Genomic DNA, 20,459 nt, shown 5'->3' on the forward strand with positions numbered 1-20,459 from the left:
CATTAAAACAAACAAAAATGTCAAATTGATGACGATAAAAAGACAATATTCATGTATTTGCCATGCGATGAATACACGGCCCTGTCATACAAGGAAGGGAGCGTGTCTGCACAAGGCGACATAGCCGCCACATCGCCAAAAGGGCTAGAATCGCTGCTTCCTGCTCAACAGTGCTTCTCTGACAAGTTGCGATTCACCATGAACAAGCTGGCGCTCTACTTCCGCCTGGTCCGGGCCGACAAGCCGATCGGCATCCTTCTCTTGCTGTGGCCCACCCTGTGGGCGTTGTGGATGGCGTCCGACGGCGTACCCGACCTGCAGGTGCTGGCGATCTTCGTCGTCGGCACCGCCCTGATGCGATCGAGCGGCTGCGCCATCAACGATTACGCCGATCGCGACTTCGACCGCCACGTCAAGCGCACCGTCGACCGTCCCCTCACCAGCGGCAAGATCAGCGGCAAGGAAGCGGTGATGGTGGCGGCGGTGCTGGCGATCGTGTCGTTCCTGCTGATCCTTCCATTGAACGCGCTGACCAAGCAACTGTCGGTGGTTGCCGTGGTAGTGGCCGGCACCTACCCCTATTTCAAGCGCTTCTTCGCGATTCCCCAGGCCTATCTCGGCATCGCCTTCGGCTTCGGCATCCCGATGGCCTTCGCCGCCGTGCAGAACCAGGTGCCGGCCGTGGCCTGGTGGCTCCTGGTGGCGAACGTGTTCTGGGCGGTGGCCTACGACACCGCCTACGCCATGGTCGACCGCGACGACGACCTCAAGCTCGGCATGCGCACCTCGGCCATCACCTTCGGCCGTTTCGACGTGGCCGCGGTCATGCTGTGCTACGGCGTCTCGCTGGCGATCTTCCTGCTGTGCGGCTGGTCGCTGGGCCTGCGCTCGTGGTTCGTCGGCGGCGTCGTCGTGGCGGGCATGATCGCCCTCTACCACTACACGCTGATCCGCGATCGGGACCGCATGAAATGCTTCAAAGCCTTCCGCCACAACAACTGGCTGGGGGCCGCACTGTTCATTGGTGTCGCACTGAACTATGCATTAGGTTAATATTGTCCAAAAGGCATTCCACCCACAACACCAAGAGGCCCACCATGATCGAAAAAATCCCGACCCAGACCGGCACCCGCGACCAGCTCGTCAGCGACCTGAAGACCGTGATCCATGACGCCGAATCCTGGCTGCGCAACGGCGGCCAGCTGACCGGCGACGAACTGAAGGCGGCCAAGGTCAAGTTCGAGCAGACCCTGGCATCGGCCAAGACCAGCCTGATCAATGCGGAAGAGACCGTGGTCGAGCGCACCAAGGTCGCGGCCAAGGCCACCGACGAATACGTCAAGGACAATCCATGGAAGTCGGTCGGCCTGGGCGCGGCCATCGGCGTCGTGATCGGCATGCTGATCGTCCGTAAATAAGATGACGATCTCCGCGACCGTCGCAAGAATCGGGTCCAACCTGCTCGCCATGGTGCGGACGCGGTTGGAACTGGCGGCCATCGAGCTGCAGGAGGAAACGCATCGCCTGTTCGGCTATCTGGCCTGGGGCATCGCGGCCGCCTTTTTCGGCGTCGTCGCGGTATTGCTGGCGATCCTGTTCGTGCTGGTCCTGTTCTGGGACACCCATCGCCTGCTGGCGATCGGCGGCATGACGGGCCTGTTCGCCCTCGGTAGCCTGCTGGCCTTCTTCAAGGTGCGCGGCGACCTGGCGATCCGTCCGCCGCTGATGGCCGCCACGCTGGCCGAACTGCGCAAGGATGCGCAAGCTGTCAAGGGAGAACCAGTCGATGAACAGCAATGACACCCTGGCGGCGCGGCGCCGCCTGCTGGCCGCCCAGTGCGCCGAACAGCGCGCGCTGATGGCGCATGACGTCGCGCTGCTGCGCCACCCGGCCGAACTGGGGGGCGCCCCCGGCTTCGTCGCGCAGCACAAGACCGCTTTTCTGACTGCCGCCGGCCTGGGGCTGGGCTTCATGGTCACCAAGCCGCAGTGGGTCGTGGGCGTGGTGACCGGGGTCGTGTCGGTCTACAAGCTGGCGCAGAAAGTATTGCCGGTGCTGGGCTGGCGCAAGTTCGAGATCCACTGAACCCGCGCCTGGGCGCCGCATTCGCGGCGCTCAGTCCCGGCCCAGCTCCTCGCCCAACGCTTTTCCGCGCGCGGCCGCGGCGCGCATTGCCGCGATGATCGCTTCCTTCACGCCCGCGGCCTCCATGCTGGCAATGGCGGCGTGCGTGGTGCCGCCCTTCGAGGTCACGCGCTGGCGCAGCACCTCGACCGGTTCATCGGACTGGGCCGCCAGTTGCGCCGCGCCGGTGAAGGTGGCCAGCGCCAGCTCCCTGCCCTGCTGTGCGCTCAAGCCCATCTGCCGGGCTGCCTCTTGCATCGCTTCCAGGAAGAAGAACACATAGGCCGGCCCGCTGCCGGACACCGCCGTCACCGGATCGATCTGCGCTTCGTCGTCGAGCCAGACGGTCTTGCCGACCGCGCGCATGACCGCGTCGGCCTGCGCGCGCTGGCCTTCGCTCACGCCCGCCTGCGCGACCAGGCCGGTCACGCCCATGCCGATCAGCGCCGGCGTGTTCGGCATCGTGCGCACGATGGCGTCGTAGCCGTTCAGCCAGCGCGCCAGGTCGCTGCTGCGAATACCGGCGGCGATCGACAGCACCAGCTGGCGCTGCAGCAGCGGCGCCAGTTCGGCCGCCACTTCGCGCATCTGCTGCGGCTTGATCGCCAGCACCACGACCTCGCTCTCGCTCACCTGCTCGTCGATCGCCGTCGCGGTGCGCACGCCATATTGTTGCGACAGGCGCTCGAGTGCGTCGGGATTGCGGTCGACGACGTGGATATTGGCGCCGGAACCTGCCTGCCTGACGATGCCGGAGATGAGCGCCGCGGCCATATTGCCGCCGCCGATAAAGGTGATCTTCATGGTCTTTCCTGGTTGGTCGAATTCAGTCGAGTCGGTCGTCAGTCGTTAGTCATAATTGCGTGCGCCGAAGATGGCGCTGCCGATGCGCACGATGGTCGCGCCTTCCGCGATGGCCGCGGCCATATCGCCCGACATGCCCATCGACAGGGTATCGAGCGCCAGGCCCTCTGCGCGCAAGGCGTCGTGCAACTGGCGCAGGCGGGAAAAAGCGGCGCGCTGCTGCGCGGGATCGGTCGCCTGCTCGGGAATCGCCATCAGGCCGCGCAGGCGCAGGTTCGGCAGCTGCGCCACGGCGCGCGCCAGCTCGGGCAGTTCGGCCTCGGTGACGCCGCTCTTGCTGGCTTCACCACTGATGTTCACCTGCAGGCAGATGTTCAAGGGACCCAGTTCGGGCGGGCGCTGTTCGGACAGGCGCTGGGCGATCTTGAGGCGCTCGACCGTGTGCACCCAATGGAAGCTGGCCGCGATCGGCCGTGTCTTGTTGCTCTGGATCGGCCCGATGAAATGCCATTCGACGTCGCCGGCTGGTTGCGCCTGCGCGACGCTCGCAATCTTGTCGAGCGCTTCCTGCAGATAGTTTTCACCGAAGGCGCGTTGTCCGGACGCCATCGCCTCGAGCACGGATTCTGCAGGAAACGTCTTGGAAACAGCCAGCAATTGCACCTCGTGCCGGGCACGGCCGGCGGCCTGGACTGCCTCTCCGATTGTCGCTTCGACAGCTTGCAAGTTGGCGGCGATTATGGACATAATGATTTTCTCTAGGAAATATTTTCGAGTCGGTATGACGATGACAAGCGTGTGACCGATGGCACAGGGATTATAAATGGACATTTCGGAACTACTCGCCTTCTCGGTCAAGAACAAGGCCTCTGACCTGCACCTGTCGGCCGGCCTGCCGCCGATGATCCGCGTGCATGGCGACGTGCGCCGCATCAACCTGCCGCCGCTGGAGCACAAGGACGTGCACGGCATGATCTATGACATCATGAACGACGGCCAGCGCAAGCAGTACGAAGAAGTGCTCGAGTGCGACTTTTCGTTCGCGATCCCCGGCCTGGCGCGCTTTCGCGTCAATGCCTTCAACCAGGAGCGCGGCGCCTCGGCCGTGCTGCGTACGATTCCTTCCAAGATCCTGAGCCTGGAAGAACTGAACGCGCCGAGGATCTTCGCCGACCTGGCCTTGAAGCCGCGCGGCCTGGTGCTGGTGACCGGACCGACCGGCTCGGGCAAGTCGACCACCCTGGCGGCAATGGTCAATCACCTCAACGAGAACGAATACGGCCACATCCTCACCATCGAGGACCCGATCGAGTTCGTGCACGATTCCAAGAAGTGCCTGATCAACCAGCGCGAAGTCGGCCCGCACACGCTGTCGTTCAATAACGCGCTGCGCTCGGCCCTGCGCGAAGACCCGGACGCGATCCTGGTCGGCGAGTTGCGCGACCTGGAAACCATCCGCCTGGCGCTGTCGGCGGCCGAGACGGGCCACCTGGTGTTCGGCACGCTGCACACCTCGTCGGCGGCGAAGACCATCGACCGTATCGTCGACGTGTTCCCGGCCGAGGAAAAAGAAATGGTGCGCGCGATGCTGTCCGAGTCGCTGCAGGCCGTGATCTCCCAGACCCTGCTCAAGACCAAGGACGGGTCGGGCCGGGTGGCGGCGCACGAGATCATGATCGGCACGCCGGCGATCCGCAACCTGATCCGCGAAGCCAAGATCGCCCAGATGTATTCGGCCATCCAGACCGGCAGCAATGTCGGCATGCAGACGCTGGACCAGAACCTGACGGACCTGGTGCGTCGCAACGTGATCTCGACCGGCGCCGCGCGCGCAGCGGCCAAGATCCCGGAAAACTTCCTCGGCTAAGGACCGTCATGGAACGCGACCAGGCATCCAAGTTCATGTTCGACCTGCTGCGCCTGATGGTGAGCAAGGGCGGGTCCGACCTGTTCATCACGGCCGGCTTCCCGCCGGCGATCAAGATCGACGGCCGCATGACGCCGGTGTCGAGCCAGGCGCTGACCGCCGGCCACACGGCCGACCTGGCGCGCGCGATCATGAACGACAAGCAGGCGGCCGGCTTCGAGCTCACGCGCGAAGCGAACTTCGCGATCACGCCCGGCGACCTGGGACGCTTCCGGGTATCGAGCTTCATGCAGATGGGTTGCGTGGGCATGGTGCTGCGCGTGATCACCACCGCGATCCCGAGGTTCGAAGACCTCGACCTGCCCGATACGTTGAAGGACGTCGTGATGACCAAGCGCGGGCTGGTGATCATGGTCGGCGCGACCGGCTCCGGCAAGTCGACGACGCTGGCCGCGATGGTCGGCTACCGCAACGAGAACAGCTACGGTCACATCATCACGGTCGAGGACCCGGTGGAGTTCGTCCACCCGCACAGGAACTGCGTGATCACGCAGCGCGAAGTGGGCGTGGATACCGACAGCTTCGAGGCGGCCTTGAAGAATTCGCTGCGCCAGGCACCGGACGTGATCCAGATCGGCGAGATCCGCGACCGCGAGACGATGGAACACGCGATCGCCTTCGCCGAGACCGGCCACCTGTGCCTGGCCACCCTGCACGCCAACAGCGCCAACCAGGCGCTGGACCGCATCATCAACTTCTTCCCCGAAGAGCGCCGCCAGCAGTTGTTGATGGATTTGTCGCTGAACCTCAAGGGCTTGATTTCGCAGCGCCTGATTCCGAAGAAGGAAGCCAAGGGGCGGGTGGTGGCGATCGAGATCCTGCTCAATTCTCCGCTGATCTCGGACCTGATCTTCAAGGGCGAAGTCCATGAGATCAAGGAGATCATGAAGAAGTCGCGCGAGCTGGGGATGCAGACGTTCGACCAGGCGCTGTTCGACCTGTATGAGGCGGACAAGATCACCTATGAAGACGCGCTGCGCAATGCGGATTCGGTGAACGACCTGCGACTGAACATCAAGCTCAACAGCAAGCATGCGAAGAACCGCGATTTTTCCAGCGGGACCGAGAAGCTTGGCTTGATTTGACCACGGGGGCGTGGACGGGTTTCCCGTCCACGCGTTCAACCAGAGCGTGCGATGCCACGATGCGCCGGTGATTTGAACGCGTGGACGGCATAGCCGTCCACCCCACGTTCGGCCGACGATGGGTTAAAAACGCGACTCCAGCGTCACCCTTGCCATGGTCTGCCCCTCACTGAAACTGGTCCGGCGCAACTTGAACGCGGGGACGGTATAGCCGTCCACCCCAGGTTCGGCCGACGATAGGTTAAAAACGCGACTCCAGCGTCACCCTTGCCATGGGCTGCCCCTCACTGAAACTGGTCCGGCGCAACTTGAACGCGGGGACGGTATAGCCGTCCACCCCAGGTTCGGCCGACGATGGGTTAAAAACGCGACTCCAGCGTCACCCTTGCCATGGGCTGCCCCTCACTGAAACTGGTCCGGCGCAACTTGAACGCGGGGACGGTATAGCCGTTCACCCAGGTTCGGCCGACGATGGGTTAAAAACGCGACTCCAGCGTCACCCTTGCCATGGGCTGCCCCTCACTGAAACTGGTCCGGCGCAGCGTGCCGAATTCATCGGTATAGCGTGAATCCGAGACGCCATCCTGGCGCAGCAGGTTCGACGCCGCCAGCCGCAGCTGGTATTTCGGATTGAACTTCCACAGCGCATACACATCGAGATCGCGCCGCACGCTCTGGTAGCGCGACTGTTCCTCGTTCACGCGCAGCGGGCCGCCGTTCTTGAACGCGAAGCTCGCGCCGGTACTGAGCTTGCCGTCGCGCGTCTTGTAGTCGATGCCCAGCGTGGCCGACAGCGGCACCTGCTGGTCGAGGCGGTTGTCCGGCCCCGGCACGGCATCCACCTCCGACCAGTTGCGCGACACGCTGGCGCGCAAGTCGATCTCGGGCACATCGGCCAGCACCGCCGACAGCGGGAACTTCGCCTCCAGCTCCAGGCTGCGCGTGAGCGCATCGCCGTCGTTGACCGGGGTCTGGATCCAGCGGCCGTCCTCCAGGATCAGCCCCTGGCGCGTGTAGTCCTCGATGCGGCGCACCGACAAGCTGGCGCTCAGGAGCGCCTTGTCGGCCCACCAGTGCTCGTAGGCGGCGTCGATGCCGGTCGCCAGCTCCGGCTGCAGGTCGGGGTTGCCGCGGTAGTCGGGCTCGGTCTGGCTGTTGTTGGGCGTGGTGAAACGGCGCGGGATCAGGTTGATGGCGGCCGGCGCCTTGAAGGTACGGGTCAGGGCCAGTCGCACCTGGTCGCGGCTGTCCGGGATCTTGTACAGGGTCTGGGCCAGCGGCGAGAACACGCTCGCGCGGTTGGTGCTGGTGTCGAACGTATTGCCTTCGCTGGTCGTCTCCAGGCCTTCCCAGCGCAGTCCCGCATACATCGACCACTGCTTGGTCACGTTCCACTCGTCCTGGACGTACAGGGCCAGGCGCTCGATGGTGGCGTCGTACTGTTCGTTCGATACCAGCTCGCGCTCGAGCAGCGGGAATACCTCGTTCTCGCCGCGCGCGTCCTCGCGCCGCGTGTAGCCCGCATCCCAGCCCATCGCCAGCGCGTGATCCTTCATCCATGGCGTCGTGTACTTGCCCACCGAGGTCACGCCACGTTCATCGGTTGCGCTCAGGACGGTGGAATCGCGCGCCAGGTCGCCCAGCCGGTAATCGAACTCGCGCCAGTCGCCACGGTTGCGCGTGCCGTTCACGCCCAGCTTGAGGTCGAGCTTGGCCCCTTGCTCCAGGTCGTGCACCCAATTCAGGTCGGAGCGCAACATGGTGAAGCTGCCGCCGCTGTTCATGTCGCGCGCGTCGTACGGCGGCGCCGCGCCGAGCTCGGTCGTGGTCACGGCGTCGCCGTGGTAATCATTGTGGTTGTACGACACCATCGTCTGCCAGCTGACCGTGTCGCCGTTCTCCAGCGTCCAGTTCAGGCGCGGCGTGAGATTGAAGCCCTGCGGGCTGCCGCTGTCGACCTGATCGGTACGGCGCAACTGGGTCAGGCGGCCGTCCGGATCGCGCTGCGTTTCCTCGTAAGGCTGCGGGCGATCGAATTGATAGCGCCAGACGCTGGCGCCGAGCGAATACGACAATCCATCGAGACGATCCGACATGTTCAGGCTCGCGCTCGGATTGCTGGCGTCCTCGGCCCGGCCGTAGCCGACGCGCAGTTCTCGCTGCGCCTTTCTCACCACCCGCTTGAGCACGATATTGATGGTGCCGGCGATCGACTGGGTCGAAAATTCGGCGCTGGCCGCGCGCAGGATCTCGATCCGTTCGATGACGTCGGGCGACAGCTGGTCGATGTCGAAGCCGCTGGGCGCCCGTTCGCCATTGATCAGGATTTGCGTGTAGCCGGCGCCCAGGCCGCGCATGCGGATCTCGCCGCCGCCGCGGCCACCGCCGCCGCCGACCGTGATGCCCGGCAGGCGCTTGAAGACGTCGAGCACCGAGGTGTCGCCATAGCGCTTGATCTCTTCGTTGGAAACCACCATCCGGCTGGCAGTATCGTCGCGCCGCGGATCATAGGAATTGGCGTCGGCCTTGACCTCGACCTTCTGCATGGTCTCGTCGGTGACCGGCGGCGGCCCGGATGGCGGGGTGTTCCGGGCGGCGGCGGGCAGTGCGAAGAGTGACGAAATGGACAGCGCGATGAGCGTTGGTCGGAGCATCGGGATCGTGAACACAGTGGCCAAAAGTCCCGTATTCTGTCACAGCTTGTCCCGTGCAAGCCGCCGTGCCGGAATTATTCACGCCGCATATCGCCCGTCTTGACCGGCCGTATTTACCGTGGCCCCGGTCCCATGCCGCCGCCCGGCGGACCGAAGCCGGGCCCGCCCGGCCCACGTGGGCCGCGCCCGGCGCCGAAGCTGCCGAAGCGGTACGACAGGCCGACGTAGACGAGGCGCCCGTCCTGCCGGAGCAGGCTGTATTCGCGCAGGCGGTCGGTCTCGGTGATCGACTCGGATTTTTGCGAATCGAAGACGTCGTTGATATTCACGACCAGGCTCAGGGCATCGCTCAGCTTGCGCCGGTAATTGAGGTCCGCGGTGCGGGTCGGCTGGCGATATCCTTCACCGAACAGCGTCTTGCCCTGGGCATTGAGCACGAGCTGCAGGCTGTTGGCCGGATCGAACTGGTAGCTCAAGCGCGCACGGCCCGCGATCGACGTCGCGCTGCGCTTGTCGTCGTCGAGGTTGCCCAGCACCGACTGCTCCGAGTAGCCGATATTGCCGCTGGCGTTGATCGTCAGCTTCGACGTGGCGCGGCCGCTGAAGGTGAATTCGAGGCCGCCCGAGCTGCTGCTGCCCGCGTTCTCGCGCGTGGTCAGGAGGACGGTGTCGGAAATAAAGGTGCGGCGCTCCGAAATCAGGTCGGTGTCGCGGCGCGCATACAGGCGCACATTGGTCTCGATATTGCCCAGCTTCGTCTCGACCCCGAGTTCGAGCGAATCGGACTCGGTCGGCTTCAGGTCGGGATTGCCCGACGAGACGTTCAGTTCGTCGCGGTAGATCACGAAAGGGTTCAGGTCCGAGGCGCCCGGACGGCGGATGCGGTGCGCGTAGCTCAGGCGCAGCGCCGTCCGGTCCGACAGGTCGTAGGTGAGGAAGGCGCTGGGGATCGCCTCCAGGTAGTGGTTCCCGGCCTTGATGCCGGTCGTGACCTGGTCCATGTCGAGATCGGTGTACTCGGTGCGCAGGCCACCCAGCACGCCCCACTTCTCGCCCAGGCGCATCTGCCAGGTGCCGTACAGCGCCAGCGTCGTATCGACCAGCTCGAAGCGGTTGGTACGCGCCGCGTTGGGGCTTTCGAACAGCGTGGCAGGGTCGATATCCAGGAAGCGGGTATCGATCACGCTGCTGTTGCGCGCCACCTTGTAGCCCAGCTTGAGCACGCCCGCCGCGCCCGGACGCTCGTAGTCGCCGGTGAAATCGATGATGCGCGTCTCGTTCAGGTTGTCCTGGCGCGTGAGCGCGTCGGGCGCGTTGAATGGTCGCACCGCGTAGTCGTTGGCCCGGCGGACATCGCCCTCGCCCCTGGTGCCCGACAGCCGCAGGTCGGTCTTGAAGATTTCTCCCGGCCGTTCTCCTTTGTGGTCCAGGCCCGCGCTCAGGCTGTAGCTGCGGCTGTTCGTGTCGCGTACCGTCGAGCGCTGGTAGTCACTCTCGACCGCCCCCAATGCATCGGTGCCGCGGTAACGCTCGGACGACACACCGTCCTGGCTGTTGGCGTTGAAGCTGGCCTTGGCCGAGATGACATCCTTCTCGCCCAGGTTGTACGTCAGCGAGCCGTTGGCGCCGGCCGCGTCGGTGTCGTTCTCGCTCTGCGAGGTCTGCACGCTGCTGGCCACGGCGCCGGTGGCCGGGTCGATGCGCTCGCGGGTCGTCTCCCCGGTCGAGCCGCGGCTGTCGCGGCGGCCGAACAGCGCGCCCTGCACGCTCAGGCGTCCGCCCGTGTAACTGCCGAAGGTGGACGCATTGAAACGGCCTTCGGCGCCCTTGTTGGCGTTGACGACGCCGAAGCTGCCCGGCGTGCGTTCGCGCCGCATCACCAGGTTGATGATCGGGCCGCCGCCGCCTTCGTTGCCGAACTGCGCGCCGGGGTTGTTGATCACTTCGACCGATTCGAGATCGGCGGCCGGCAGCGCGCCGAGGGCGGCGGCGCGGTTCTCGCCCTGCATCATGGCCGACGGCTTGCCGTCGATGAGGATCTGTACATTGCTGCGCCCGCGCAGGGTCACGTTGCCGTCCGGGTCGACCGCGACCGACGGCACCTTGTTCAGGGTGTCGGCGATGGTGTCGTTGGTCGACGCCGAATCGCTCTTGACGTCATAGGCCTGGCGGTCGATGCGGTTCGACGAGCGCACTGCGCTGACCGACACGGTCGACTGCACCGGCACTTCGGCCTCGGGCGCCGGCGTCGCGGCGACGGGCGCGCTGGTGACGGGCGCCTGCTGGACGTTGGCGCGGGCGGGCGCAAGCAGCGTGCCGGCCACGATCGGCGCGAGCAGCAGGACGGAAGAACGAAGACGAGGCATGGCAACCCGGGTGCTGGACAATTAAACGAGCGTGATTGTCGCACGCGCTGTTCCCGAAATACGTTAAGAAATGCTAAGACGAAATAAAAGTCATGGATGTGATTCACGCCGGCGCAGCGCGTCAATACGCCGTGCGCGTTCGGCTGCGTTCACGTAAACTCGACCATTCAACCACCAGGAGAGCCCATCATGAACGCCTACGATTTCAACGCCACCGCCCTCGACGGCCAACCGGTCGACCTGGACCGCTATCGCGGCAAGGCGCTCCTGATCGTCAACACCGCCAGCGCCTGCGGCTTCACCCCGCAATACCAGGGCCTCGAGGAACTGCAGCGCACTTATGCCGACCGGGGCCTGGTGGTGCTCGGCTTCCCCTGCAACCAGTTCGGCCGCCAGGAACAGGGCAGCGAGGCCGAGATCGGCGCCTTCTGCGAAAAGAACTACGGCGTCACCTTCCCCATGTTCTCCAAGATCGACGTCAACGGCGATGGCGCCCATCCACTGTTTCGCTTCCTGAAGGGCGAGGCGCCGGGGATATTGGGCCTGGAGTCGATCAAGTGGAATTTCACCAAGTTCCTGGTCAACAAGGACGGCGCGGTGGTCAAGCGCTATGCGCCGGCCACCAAGCCGGGGGAACTGAAGGGGGATATCGAAAAGGTGCTGGCGGCCTGACGCCGCCAACGGTGCAAGTTCAGGGCGCAAACGTGGTGACTTCGTCACCCGGTCCCGCCTCGCAGGCGGCGCCGAGCGGCTCCCAGCCGCGCCGCACGACGATGCGGCCCTCGTCATGGCAGATCTCCACGCGCTGCGCCGCAGGCGCGCGCCGGCGCACGAAGGTCTCGATCGAAGCCGGCAAGCTCACCTGCAGCGCGAGCGCGTGCAGGTCTTCCACGGGATGGTCGTTCGTGTGCACCAGCGGCACGAACTGGCCCGCGAACATCAGCATGTGCCCCGGCACCTTCACCGGGCCGGCGACATAGCCCTGGTCCCGCAGCCAGGCCTGGGCCTGTTCGCGCACGTGCACACCATCGCCGGCCACCCCGCCCCAGGCGCCGGCCAGCAGTTCGGCCACCCACTGGTTGCAGTTCTGGTAACGGGTCCCGTAGGCATAGGCGTTGGCGCTGTACTTTCCAGCCAGCAGCGCCAGCGCCAGCTGCTTGTCGCGCGCGGCGCGTTCGAGCTCGGCGTTGTCGTCATCCGGCAGGAACACCAGCGACACATGGCCGCTGGACGGCGCATCGGCCCCGAGGGCGAAACCCGAGATGCCCTGGTCGAACAGGTGCGGCCGCGCGTCGTCGCAGGCGTAGTACAGCTGGCGCACGGCCCACGCGCCAGCCGCCTCGTCGCGCAAGGCGACGCCGGCGTGCGAATACAGCAGGCCGAAGCGGCTCAGGTCGGTGCCGGCACGCGAGATCAGCGCGACCTTGCCGCCCGAGCGTTCGAGCTCTTGCCGCACCACGCCGGCAAAGCGCAGCACACGGTCTTGCTGGGCGGCGGTGATGTCGTCCTCGCGTTCGCAGAAGGTCGGCAGCCCGGCCCAGGCGGCGCCACTCGCGATCGCATTCAGGCCGAGCGCCAGCGCGATCGCTGCGGCCGCCCTCTGCAGCAGCATCAGATGGTGACTTTGCGCGAGGCCAGGTCGCGCTGCCAGTCGTCCTGCAGCGCCAGGAAGAATGGATGCTGGGTGTCGGCGTGGGCGAACTCGTAGCCGTAGACGCGCTCGTTGACGCGCACCACGTCACCCGTGGCCACCATGCGCTGTGCCAGCGCACGGTTCGGCACGTCGAGGAAGAAGGTCCGGGCCTGGCCGGCTTCGGCGCGCAGGGTCAGGCGGCTGGTGTCGGCCTTGTTCGGGGCCTGCGCGATGTCGATCACGCGATAGTCGCCCGCCGCCACCTTGTCGTCGCCGCTCGAGCTGGTGCTGGAATCGCTGATCGAGTCGGAAATGCTGGCCGACGACGCCGAACCGGCGCTGGACGCCGAGGAAGCGAAGCTTTCGGCCTGGGCTGGTACGGCAAGGGCGGCCGCGAGGACGGCGAGGGACAGGGAACGGTGCAGAATTGGCAAGGTCATAAGAAGCTTTCATTGTCGAGCAGAACGCTCACATGGTACAAGCCTTGGCGCTTGATGACCATACCGCCGTCGCCGCCGCTTGTGACAAACGCACGGATTCGCCGTCAGCGGGTCTGGATGCGCGCCACGCCGTGGATGGTACAGCCGCGGTTGACGTTCTCGAGGAAGCGGATCGCCTCCGTCATCGACACGCCGGGCGGCAGAAGGCCGGCCAGCGACGCGTCTTCGTTCAATTGATCGAGGCCGTAGGCCAGCGCGCGCGAGACGTCGCGCGCCACGCGGCCGTCGCTGTTGTAGAGCGCGTCGTAGACGCCGGCCGCTTCCCAGACCGGAACCAGGCCGGGGCTGCTGCTGTCTTCGAAGACCACGGCGGCCGGGCCGCCCTCGTCGTCGCGCACGAGTTGGAAGGTAAAGCTCAAGATCGTTCCTGGATGGTTGCCATGATGTCCCGCCGGTTGCCGGGTCGGCGCGATGTTAACACGGGCGTGCGCAACATGCTCAGGACAGTACCCGTTCGAGCAGCTCGATCCAGTGCGTGACCGGCGTCTGCGTTCCCGATTGCAGGTGCGTCAGGCAACCGATGTTCGCCGACACGATTTCTTCGGCGCCGGTGGCATCCAGGCTGGCCAGCTTGCGCTCGCGCAGCGCGTGCGCGATCTCGGGCTGCAGCACCGAATAGGCGCCGGCCGAGCCGCAGCACAGGTGGTTGTCGGCGCACAGCACCACCTCGATGCCGGCCGCGTGCAGCACGGCCTCGACCTTGCCGCGGATTTGCTGGCCGTGCTGCAGCGTGCAGGGCGGGTGGTAGGCCACCCGCGGCCCGCCCCTGCCCTGGGCCCGCGCCTTGAACTGTTGGGTGAATTCCGGCAGGATCTCGGACAGGTCGCGCGTGAGCTCGCTGATGCGCTGCGCCTTGCCGGCATACGCCGGATCGTGCGCCAGCAGGTGGCCGTATTCCTTGACCGTGACGCCGCAGCCGGACGCGGTCATCACGATCGCCTCGACCTGGCCCTGTTCCACGTACGGCCACCAGGCATCGACGTTGCGGCGCATATCGGCCAGGCCGCCGTCCTGGTCGTTCATGTGGTAGCGCAGCGCGCCGCAGCAGCCGGCCTTGGCCGCCACGACCAGCTGCACACCGAGGGCATCGAGCACGCGCGCGGTGGCGGCGTTGATATTCGGCGCCATCGCCGGCTGCACGCAGCCGTCCAGCAGCAGCATCTTGCGCGCGTGCACCCGCCTCGGCCAGTGGCCGGCGGCACGCGAAGGCTGCAGCTTGTCCTGCAGCTTCGCGGGCAGCAAGGGCCGCAGCGCCTGCCCGGCCCTGAAGGCCGGCTTGAACAGCGCACCGCGCGGCAGGCATTCCTTGAGCGTGGTGCGCTTGATACGGTCGCCTAATGGCCGCGGCACGCGCTCGTCGACCAGCTTGCGGCCGATGTCGACCAGGCGGCCGTACTTGACGCCCGAGGGACAGGTGGTCTCGCAGTTGCGGCAGGTGAGGCAACGGTCCAGGTGCAGCTGGGTCTTGCGGGTCGGCTCCGCGCCTTCGAGCACCTGCTTGATCAGGTAGATGCGGCCGCGCGGGCCATCGAGTTCGTCGCCCAGCAGCTGGTAGGTCGGGCAGGTGGCGGTGCAAAAGCCGCAGTGCACGCAGGCGCGCAGGATCGCTTGCGCTTCTTCGCCTTCGCGCGTGCCCTTGATGAAGTCGGCGAGGAGGGTTTGCATGATCAGCTGGCGCTTTCCGGCATCAGGCGCCCCGGGTTGAAAATGTGGGCGGGGTCGAACGCATCCTTCATGCGCGTATGGATGCGCGCCAGCGCCGGCGCCAGCGGCTGGAATACGCCGACGCCCTTGTCGCCGCCCCGGAACAGGGTCGCATGGCCGCCGCAGGCTTGCACCGTACGCCGGATCTCCTGGGCCGTGGCGGCATCGCCGCCGGCGCGCAGCCAGCGCTGGGCGCCGCCCCACTCGATCACCTGGCCGCCGCCCAGCACCAGCGCGCCGGTGGTGGACGGCATCGACAGGCGCCATAATGGTCCATCACCGGCGAAGAAGGCATGACGCTGTTCGCGCACGTCGGTCCAGAACGCGGCCGCATCCGGCAGCGTCGCGCCGCCGAGGCTGCGCACGGCCGCATCGACCGCCGCTTCGGCGCCCGACAGGCGCAGCGCCAGCACCCCGTCGCACCAGGCGCTGCCCGACAGAGGCAAGGGCTGGCCGCCCCATTCGTTCAGGCGGCGAATGGCCTCGATCTCGCCCATTTCGAAGCGCAGCGTGGTCTCGGCGAAGGGGCGCGGCAGCACCTTGAGCGAGACGTCGAGCAGCAGGCCGAGCGTGCCCAGCGAACCGGCCAGCATGCGCGAGACGTCGTAGCCGGCCACGTTCTTCATCACCTTGCCGCCGAACGACAATACATCACCCTTCCCGTCCAGCAGCCTGGCGCCGAGCACGAAGTCGCGCGTGGACCCGCTGGTGGCGCGCCGTGGCCCGCATAGCCCGGCCGCGACCGTGCCGCCGACGGTGGCGTCCGGCCCGAAATGCGGCGGCTCAAATGCCAGCATCTGCTTGTGTCGGGCGAGCAGCGCCTCGATCTCCGCCAGCGGCGTGCCGCAGCGCGCCGTGATCACCAGTTCGGTCGGCTCGTAGTCGACGATGCCGGCATGTTCCCGGGTGTCGAGGATGGCGCCTTGCGGCACGCCGCCATACCAGTGTTTGCTGCCGCCGCCGCGGATGCACAGCGGCTGGCCGTCGGCCGCCGCGGCCCGTACACGCTCCTGGAATCGTTCTATCGTTCCCATGTCGATGCTCGTTCAAAAACGCGGCAGGTCGGGGAACGGGACCTGGCCGTGGTGCACGTGCAGCTTGCCGAATTCGGCGCAGCGGTGCGGGGTTGGAATCGCCTTGTCCGGATTGAGCAGCGCGACCGGATCGAAGGCGTGCTTGACCGCGAAGAAGGCATCGAGCTCCTTGCGCCCGAACTGCACGCACATCGATCCGATCTTTTCCTTGCCCACGCCATGCTCGCCGGTGATGGTGCCGCCCACCTCGACGCACAGCGCCAGGATCGCGGCGCCGAAGGCTTCGGCGCGCTCGAATTCACCGGGCGCGCTGGCGTCGAACAGGATCAAGGGATGCATATTGCCGTCGCCGGCATGGAATACGTTCGAGCAGCGCAGGCCGTAGGTGTGTTCCATATCGGCGATGCCGGCCAGGACCCGCGCCAGCTGCTTGCGCGGGATGGTGCCGTCCATGCAGTAGTAGTCGGGCGAGATGCGGCCCGCCGCCGGGAAGGCGTTCTTGCGGCCCGACCAGAAGCGCACCCGTTCGGCCTCGCTTCGCGACACCGCGAGCGCAGTCGCGCCGGCGCGTTCGAGCACCGCGCTCATGCGGGCGATTTCTTCGGCCACTTCGAGCGCGGTGCCATCGGCCTCGCACAGCAGGATGGCGGCGGCGTCGAGGTCGTAGCCGGCTTTCACGAAGGGCTCGACCATGCGCACCGAGGTGCGGTCCATCATCTCGAGGCCGGCCGGGATGATGCCGGCCGCGATCACGTCGGCCACCGCATTGCCGGCGGTGACCACGTCGTTGAACGAGGCCATGATGACCTGGGCCAGCGCGGGCTTGGGCACCAACTTGACGGTCACCTCGGTGACGATGCCCAGCATGCCCTCGGAGCCGATGAATACGGCAAGCAAGTCCAGGCCCGGCGCATCGAGCGCCTCGCCGCCCAGCTCGACGATCTCGCCCTCGATGGTCGCCACCCGCACCCGCAGCACGTTGTGCACCGTCAGGCCGTATTTGAGGCAGTGCACCCCGCCCGCGTTCTCGGCCACGTTGCCGCCGATGGTGCAGGCGATCTGCGACGACGGGTCGGGCGCGTAGTACAGGCCGAACCGCGCCGCCGCCTCGGAGATCGCCAGGTTGCGCACGCCCGGCTGGACGACGGCCGTGCGCGCCAGCTGGTCGACCCGTTTGATCTGGCTCATGCGCGCGGTCGACAGCACCACGCCGTCGTGGATCGGCAGCGCGCCGCCCGACAGGCCGGTGCCGGCGCCGCGCGGCACGATCGGCACGTTCAATTCACGGCAGACGTCCAGGATCGCCAGCACCTGCCGTTCGTCGGTGGGCAGCGTGACCACCAGCGGCAGCTGGCGATACGCCGCCAGGCCGTCGCATTCATAGGGCCGGGTGTCCTCGGGGTCGGACAGGACGCAGCCCGCCGGCAGGCGCGCGCGCAGGGCCGCCGCCACCTGAGCGCGCCGCTCGGTGGGGTCGCGCGTAGTGACAGGGCCTGGATGGGAGACGAGGTCGTGCATGATTCGATTGTAAGCACAATCACCACGTTTTGTCGTATGCTCGTCCCATCGTTTTTTCTCACCAACGCATAAGACAACATCATGGGCAACCGACTCTCTAAAATCGCGACCCGCACCGGGGACGACGGCAGCACCGGCCTGGGCGACGGCAGCCGCACCGGCAAGGACAGCGCGCGCATCCACGCGCTGGGCGAAGTCGACGAACTCAATTCCTTCGTCGGCCTGCTGCTGTGCGAAGACATGCCGGCCGCATTGCGCGAAGAGCTGGTCTCGATCCAGCACGACCTGTTCGACCTGGGCGGCGAGCTGTGTATCCCGGGCTACCAGATGATCAAGGAAGAACACGTGGCGCGCCTCGACGGCCTGCTCGAGAAATACAACGCCGACCTGCCCGTATTGAAGGAATTCATCCTGCCGGCCGGCTCGCGCGCGGCTTCCACCGCCCACGTGTGCCGTACCGTGTGCCGGCGCGCCGAGCGCGCCATCGTGGCGCTGTCGAAGGCCGAGCAGATCCACGCCCACCCGCGCCAGTACGTCAACCGCCTGTCCGACCTGATGTTCGTGCTGGCGCGGGTGCTGAACCGCCACGCGGGCGGCAGCGACGTGCTGTGGCAGCACGAACGCAAGCGCGGATAAATCCTGGCCGGCAGCATGGAGACAGGATGGATGACTTCATCGGTGTCTACGACGATGCCCTGACGGCGCAGCAGTGCGACGCCCTGCTGGCGCGCTTTGACGCCAGCGACAAGGTCGTGCGCGGCCGCACCGGCAACGGCGTCGACGTCGAGAAGAAGGACAGCCACAACATCACCATCAACCTGCACCGCGAGTGGGACGACGTCACCCGGCTGCTGCTCGAGACGATGACGCGCCACCTGGCCGACTACGCCCAGCGCTACCGCATGCTGCTGATGGGTTCCCTGTCGCCGACCCTCGAACATCCGGATACCGGCGTGCCGACGGCGCTATCGATGGACAACTTCGACGACGTGGGCACGCCCTGCGTCGACACCCTGCTGCGCACGCCGTACCGGCCCGGCACCATCAATCTGCAGAAATACCTGCAAGGCAGCGGCGGCTACCACCACTGGCATTCCGAGATCTATCCGCAGAATGCCAGCCGCAATAGGCGCCGGGCCCTAGGCCTGGAAGGCATCCCAGGGCGGATCCTCGCCCCACTGTTCCAGCAGGTAGTCGATGAACACCCTGACCTTCGGCGGCAAGAAGCGGTTTTCGAGATACACGGCCAGCACCTGGCCGCCGAACATGCCGATCGGCCGCGCCGCCGGCAGGACCTGCACTGCGCGACCGGCGCGGATATCCTCGCCCACCACGAAGGTCGGCAGCAGCGCGATACCGGCGCCGCCCAGCATGGCTTCGCGCAGCGCCTGGCTGCTGTTGATCGCCAGCCCGCCGGCGGGCGTGAACTGGACGGTCGAACCGCCCACCTCGAAGTCCCAGCGCGCGCCGGTTCCGGCCTGTGCGAAGGTCAGGCAGCGAAAGCCGGCCAGCGCGTCGACGTCAAGCGGCTGGCCGGAGCGCCGCACGTAGTCGGGCGACGCCGCCAGCACATAGCGCAGCCGCGCCACCGGACGCGCGACGACGCTCATCAGGTCGATCCTGGGCGACAGCCGCAGCGCAACGTCGATACCTTCTTCGGCCAGGTCGACGTGGCGATCGGTCAGCGCCAGCACCACGCGCACGGCGGGGTAGCGCGCCATGAAACCGGGCAGCAGCGCGGCCAGTTGCGTGTTGCCGAACGCCATCGAGGTGCTCACGCGCAGCGTGCCGCCCGGCCCCGACTGCATGCCCGCCGCCGCGGCCTCGATGGCCCGGCCCTCTTCGATCATGCGCAGCGCGTGCTGGTAGATGTCGCGTCCCGCGTCAGAAAGGGCGACGCGGCGCGTCGAGCGGTTCAGCAGCTTGACCTGCAAGGCCTTCTCGAGCCGCGCCACCGCCTTGCTGACGCTGGCCTTGGTCGTGCCCATCCGGCGCGCCGCTTCGGAGAAACTGCCGGTGTCGACGACCTGGACGAACGGCCAGAGATCAGAAAAGTCGCGCGGCGCCAACTCGCTCATGGCATCCCCATTGGAAACAATATGTCATCGGTTGAATGTATTGTATCTGTAAATACACGGCAGTAAGCTGGTCTTCTCACTACCGGAGAAGACCATGACGACATCCAGCATTGCCAGGCCAGGGTTCGCAGTACCTGCATCCACCCTGCCCTTCCTGTTCATCCTGATGTGGAGCTCGGGCTATGTGGTCGGCAAGCTGGCGCTGCCGCACGCCGGTCCGTTCACCCTGCTGCTGCTGCGCTTCGCGCTGGCGGCGCTGGTGCTGCTGGCGATCGCGCTGGTGACCCGGGCGCCGTGGCCGGCGGGCTGGAAGCCTGCGGCGCACCTGGTCGTGGTCGGCCTGCTGGTGCAGGCCCTGCAGTTTTCCGGCCTGTACACCGGCCTGAAGCTGGGCGTGAGCGCCGGCGTCTCGGCCCTGATCGTCGGCACCATGCCGCTGTTCACCGCGCTTGGCGCCAACGTCTTCCTGCACGAAACAGTCAGCGGCCGCCAGTGGCTCGGCCTGGCCGGGGGCGTGGCCGGCGTGGCGCTGGTGGTCGCGGACCGCCTGGGTGGCGCCAGCCTCCTTGGCCTTGGCGCGCTCGTCCTGGCCCTGGCCGGGATCACGCTGGGCACCCTTTACCAGAAAAAATTCTGCGCCGACGCCGACCTGCGCACCGGCGGCTTCATCCAGCTGGCCGTCGCCAGCGGCGTCGCGCCGCCGCTCGCCTGGTGGGTCGAAGACTTCCAGGCCGTCTGGACACCCACGCTGCTGCTGGCGTCCAGCTGGCTGTCGATCGTCAACTCGATCGGCGCCGTCAGCCTGCTGTTCCTCATGATGCGCAAGGGCCAGGCGAGCCAGGTCGCCAGCCTGTTCTACCTGGTCCCGGGAACGACGGCCCTGATGGGATTCGTGATCCTGGACGAGCGGCTCGGGGCCATGACGCTGGCCGGCTTCGCCGTCACGGCCGCCGCCGTGCATTTTTGTACCCGTACCACGCGGTAGAGAAACTACCCAGGCGGGGCCTGAAAAAGCAAGAAGCCCCTCGTTC

The 20,459-nt window shown here is 66.4% G+C and carries 20 protein-coding genes; 9 read left to right on the top strand and 11 right to left on the bottom strand.

The window, feature by feature from the left end; translation table 11 throughout:
* The first annotated feature begins 198 nt into the window (after positions 1 to 198).
* Genes ubiA through AC56KW_RS07285 form a run of 4 tightly spaced genes read left to right on the top strand, consistent with a single transcriptional unit; the run spans position 199 to position 2,086 of the window.
* Positions 199 to 1,053, top strand: a complete 855-nt coding sequence (gene ubiA, locus AC56KW_RS07270; RefSeq protein ID WP_497170067.1) for a 4-hydroxybenzoate octaprenyltransferase — start codon at positions 199 to 201, stop codon at positions 1,051 to 1,053.
* A gap of 44 nt (positions 1,054 to 1,097) precedes the next feature.
* The gene (locus AC56KW_RS07275) at positions 1,098 to 1,418 is read left to right on the top strand and encodes an ElaB/YgaM/YqjD family protein (protein ID WP_497170068.1); all 321 of its coding nucleotides are present in this window, start codon (positions 1,098 to 1,100) and stop codon (positions 1,416 to 1,418) included.
* 1 nt (position 1,419) lies between these two features.
* Positions 1,420 to 1,800, top strand: coding sequence for a phage holin family protein (locus AC56KW_RS07280; protein ID WP_497170069.1), 381 nt, complete (start codon positions 1,420 to 1,422; stop codon positions 1,798 to 1,800).
* The gene (locus tag AC56KW_RS07285) at positions 1,787 to 2,086 is read left to right on the top strand and encodes a hypothetical protein (RefSeq protein ID WP_497170070.1); all 300 of its coding nucleotides are present in this window, start codon (positions 1,787 to 1,789) and stop codon (positions 2,084 to 2,086) included. Before AC56KW_RS07280 ends, AC56KW_RS07285 begins: the two co-directional genes overlap by 14 nt.
* Before the next feature lie 30 nt (positions 2,087 to 2,116).
* On the opposite strand, the gene proC is transcribed toward AC56KW_RS07285, so the two are convergent.
* Entirely contained in the window at positions 2,117 to 2,929 is an 813-nt protein-coding gene (gene proC, locus AC56KW_RS07290; protein ID WP_497170071.1) for a pyrroline-5-carboxylate reductase, read from the bottom strand.
* A gap of 45 nt (positions 2,930 to 2,974) precedes the next feature.
* Positions 2,975 to 3,676 carry a YggS family pyridoxal phosphate-dependent enzyme gene (locus AC56KW_RS07295; RefSeq protein WP_497170072.1) on the bottom strand — a complete coding sequence of 234 codons (702 nt, stop codon included), beginning with the start codon at positions 3,674 to 3,676 and terminating at the stop codon, positions 2,975 to 2,977.
* Between the two features lie 76 nt (positions 3,677 to 3,752).
* Here AC56KW_RS07295 and AC56KW_RS07300 point away from each other — a divergent pair, with 76 nt between their 5' ends.
* A complete protein-coding gene (locus tag AC56KW_RS07300) occupies positions 3,753 to 4,796 on the top strand; it encodes a type IV pilus twitching motility protein PilT (protein WP_497170073.1) in 1,044 nt (347 codons plus the stop codon).
* Positions 4,797 to 4,804: 8 nt separating this feature from the next.
* Positions 4,805 to 5,941: a PilT/PilU family type 4a pilus ATPase gene (locus AC56KW_RS07305; RefSeq protein ID WP_497170074.1), complete on the top strand. Its 1,137-nt coding sequence runs from the start codon at positions 4,805 to 4,807 to the stop codon at positions 5,939 to 5,941.
* Positions 5,942 to 6,417: 476 nt separating this feature from the next.
* Here AC56KW_RS07305 and AC56KW_RS07310 read toward each other — a convergent pair whose 3' ends face one another.
* A complete protein-coding gene (locus tag AC56KW_RS07310) occupies positions 6,418 to 8,595 on the bottom strand; it encodes a TonB-dependent receptor plug domain-containing protein (protein WP_497170075.1) in 2,178 nt (725 codons plus the stop codon).
* A 113-nt stretch (positions 8,596 to 8,708) separates the two neighbouring features.
* Positions 8,709 to 10,961 (bottom strand): TonB-dependent receptor domain-containing protein, encoded by a 2,253-nt coding sequence (locus AC56KW_RS07315; protein ID WP_497170076.1) that lies wholly within the window; start codon positions 10,959 to 10,961, stop codon positions 8,709 to 8,711.
* Positions 10,962 to 11,147: 186 nt separating this feature from the next.
* On the opposite strand from AC56KW_RS07315, the gene AC56KW_RS07320 reads away from it, so the two are divergent.
* A complete protein-coding gene (locus AC56KW_RS07320; protein WP_497170233.1) occupies positions 11,148 to 11,633 on the top strand; it encodes a glutathione peroxidase in 486 nt (161 codons plus the stop codon).
* 19 nt (positions 11,634 to 11,652) lie between these two features.
* Here the strand turns inward: AC56KW_RS07320 and AC56KW_RS07325 are convergent, their stop codons facing one another.
* The 6 genes from AC56KW_RS07325 to AC56KW_RS07350 all read right to left on the bottom strand — a co-directional run bounded on the left by AC56KW_RS07325 (position 11,653) and on the right by AC56KW_RS07350 (position 17,350).
* Positions 11,653 to 12,573: a DUF2145 domain-containing protein gene (locus AC56KW_RS07325; RefSeq protein WP_497170077.1), complete on the bottom strand. Its 921-nt coding sequence runs from the start codon at positions 12,571 to 12,573 to the stop codon at positions 11,653 to 11,655.
* Positions 12,573 to 13,034, bottom strand: a complete 462-nt coding sequence (locus AC56KW_RS07330; protein WP_497170078.1) for a hypothetical protein — start codon at positions 13,032 to 13,034, stop codon at positions 12,573 to 12,575. The genes AC56KW_RS07325 and AC56KW_RS07330 overlap by 1 nt, the downstream gene beginning before the upstream one ends.
* A gap of 104 nt (positions 13,035 to 13,138) precedes the next feature.
* The gene (locus AC56KW_RS07335; RefSeq protein ID WP_497170079.1) at positions 13,139 to 13,453 is read right to left on the bottom strand and encodes a hypothetical protein; all 315 of its coding nucleotides are present in this window, start codon (positions 13,451 to 13,453) and stop codon (positions 13,139 to 13,141) included.
* Between the two features lie 79 nt (positions 13,454 to 13,532).
* Positions 13,533 to 14,759 carry a glycolate oxidase subunit GlcF gene (glcF, locus tag AC56KW_RS07340; protein WP_497170080.1) on the bottom strand — a complete coding sequence of 409 codons (1,227 nt, stop codon included), beginning with the start codon at positions 14,757 to 14,759 and terminating at the stop codon, positions 13,533 to 13,535.
* A gap of 2 nt (positions 14,760 to 14,761) precedes the next feature.
* Positions 14,762 to 15,832 carry a glycolate oxidase subunit GlcE gene (glcE, locus tag AC56KW_RS07345; protein WP_497170081.1) on the bottom strand — a complete coding sequence of 357 codons (1,071 nt, stop codon included), beginning with the start codon at positions 15,830 to 15,832 and terminating at the stop codon, positions 14,762 to 14,764.
* A gap of 12 nt (positions 15,833 to 15,844) precedes the next feature.
* Positions 15,845 to 17,350, bottom strand: coding sequence for an FAD-linked oxidase C-terminal domain-containing protein (locus tag AC56KW_RS07350; RefSeq protein ID WP_497170082.1), 1,506 nt, complete (start codon positions 17,348 to 17,350; stop codon positions 15,845 to 15,847).
* A gap of 81 nt (positions 17,351 to 17,431) precedes the next feature.
* Here AC56KW_RS07350 and AC56KW_RS07355 point away from each other — a divergent pair, with 81 nt between their 5' ends.
* Entirely contained in the window at positions 17,432 to 17,986 is a 555-nt protein-coding gene (locus AC56KW_RS07355; protein WP_005668037.1) for a cob(I)yrinic acid a,c-diamide adenosyltransferase, read from the top strand.
* A 503-nt stretch (positions 17,987 to 18,489) separates the two neighbouring features.
* Here the strand turns inward: AC56KW_RS07355 and AC56KW_RS07360 are convergent.
* Entirely contained in the window at positions 18,490 to 19,428 is a 939-nt protein-coding gene (locus AC56KW_RS07360; protein WP_497170083.1) for a LysR family transcriptional regulator, read from the bottom strand.
* A gap of 94 nt (positions 19,429 to 19,522) precedes the next feature.
* On the opposite strand from AC56KW_RS07360, the gene AC56KW_RS07365 reads away from it, so the two are divergent.
* Positions 19,523 to 20,413, top strand: a complete 891-nt coding sequence (locus tag AC56KW_RS07365; RefSeq protein WP_497170084.1) for a DMT family transporter — start codon at positions 19,523 to 19,525, stop codon at positions 20,411 to 20,413.
* Positions 20,414 to 20,459: the final 46 nt, after the last annotated feature.

The sequence above is a fragment of the Telluria sp. RT2P19 genome (genome assembly GCF_059685725.1).

Bases quoted from the DNA above. Each gene is read 5' to 3' on its own strand.
- ubiA (WP_497170067.1), top strand. From the start codon at position 199: ATGAACAAGCTGGCGCTCTACTTCCGCCTGGTCCGGGCCGACAAGCCG.
- AC56KW_RS07275 (WP_497170068.1), top strand. From the start codon at position 1,098: ATGATCGAAAAAATCCCGACCCAGACCGGCACCCGCGACCAGCTCGTC.
- AC56KW_RS07280 (WP_497170069.1), top strand. From the start codon at position 1,420: ATGACGATCTCCGCGACCGTCGCAAGAATCGGGTCCAACCTGCTCGCC.
- AC56KW_RS07285 (WP_497170070.1), top strand. From the start codon at position 1,787: ATGAACAGCAATGACACCCTGGCGGCGCGGCGCCGCCTGCTGGCCGCC.
- proC (WP_497170071.1), bottom strand. From the start codon at position 2,929: ATGAAGATCACCTTTATCGGCGGCGGCAATATGGCCGCGGCGCTCATC.
- AC56KW_RS07295 (WP_497170072.1), bottom strand. From the start codon at position 3,676: ATGTCCATAATCGCCGCCAACTTGCAAGCTGTCGAAGCGACAATCGGA.
- AC56KW_RS07300 (WP_497170073.1), top strand. From the start codon at position 3,753: ATGGACATTTCGGAACTACTCGCCTTCTCGGTCAAGAACAAGGCCTCT.
- AC56KW_RS07305 (WP_497170074.1), top strand. From the start codon at position 4,805: ATGGAACGCGACCAGGCATCCAAGTTCATGTTCGACCTGCTGCGCCTG.
- AC56KW_RS07310 (WP_497170075.1), bottom strand. From the start codon at position 8,595: ATGCTCCGACCAACGCTCATCGCGCTGTCCATTTCGTCACTCTTCGCA.
- AC56KW_RS07315 (WP_497170076.1), bottom strand. From the start codon at position 10,961: ATGCCTCGTCTTCGTTCTTCCGTCCTGCTGCTCGCGCCGATCGTGGCC.
- AC56KW_RS07325 (WP_497170077.1), bottom strand. From the start codon at position 12,573: ATGCTGCTGCAGAGGGCGGCCGCAGCGATCGCGCTGGCGCTCGGCCTG.
- AC56KW_RS07330 (WP_497170078.1), bottom strand. From the start codon at position 13,034: ATGACCTTGCCAATTCTGCACCGTTCCCTGTCCCTCGCCGTCCTCGCG.
- glcF (WP_497170080.1), bottom strand. From the start codon at position 14,759: ATGCAAACCCTCCTCGCCGACTTCATCAAGGGCACGCGCGAAGGCGAA.
- glcE (WP_497170081.1), bottom strand. From the start codon at position 15,832: ATGGGAACGATAGAACGATTCCAGGAGCGTGTACGGGCCGCGGCGGCC.
- AC56KW_RS07350 (WP_497170082.1), bottom strand. From the start codon at position 17,350: ATGCACGACCTCGTCTCCCATCCAGGCCCTGTCACTACGCGCGACCCC.
- AC56KW_RS07355 (WP_005668037.1), top strand. From the start codon at position 17,432: ATGGGCAACCGACTCTCTAAAATCGCGACCCGCACCGGGGACGACGGC.
- AC56KW_RS07360 (WP_497170083.1), bottom strand. From the start codon at position 19,428: ATGAGCGAGTTGGCGCCGCGCGACTTTTCTGATCTCTGGCCGTTCGTC.
- AC56KW_RS07365 (WP_497170084.1), top strand. From the start codon at position 19,523: ATGACGACATCCAGCATTGCCAGGCCAGGGTTCGCAGTACCTGCATCC.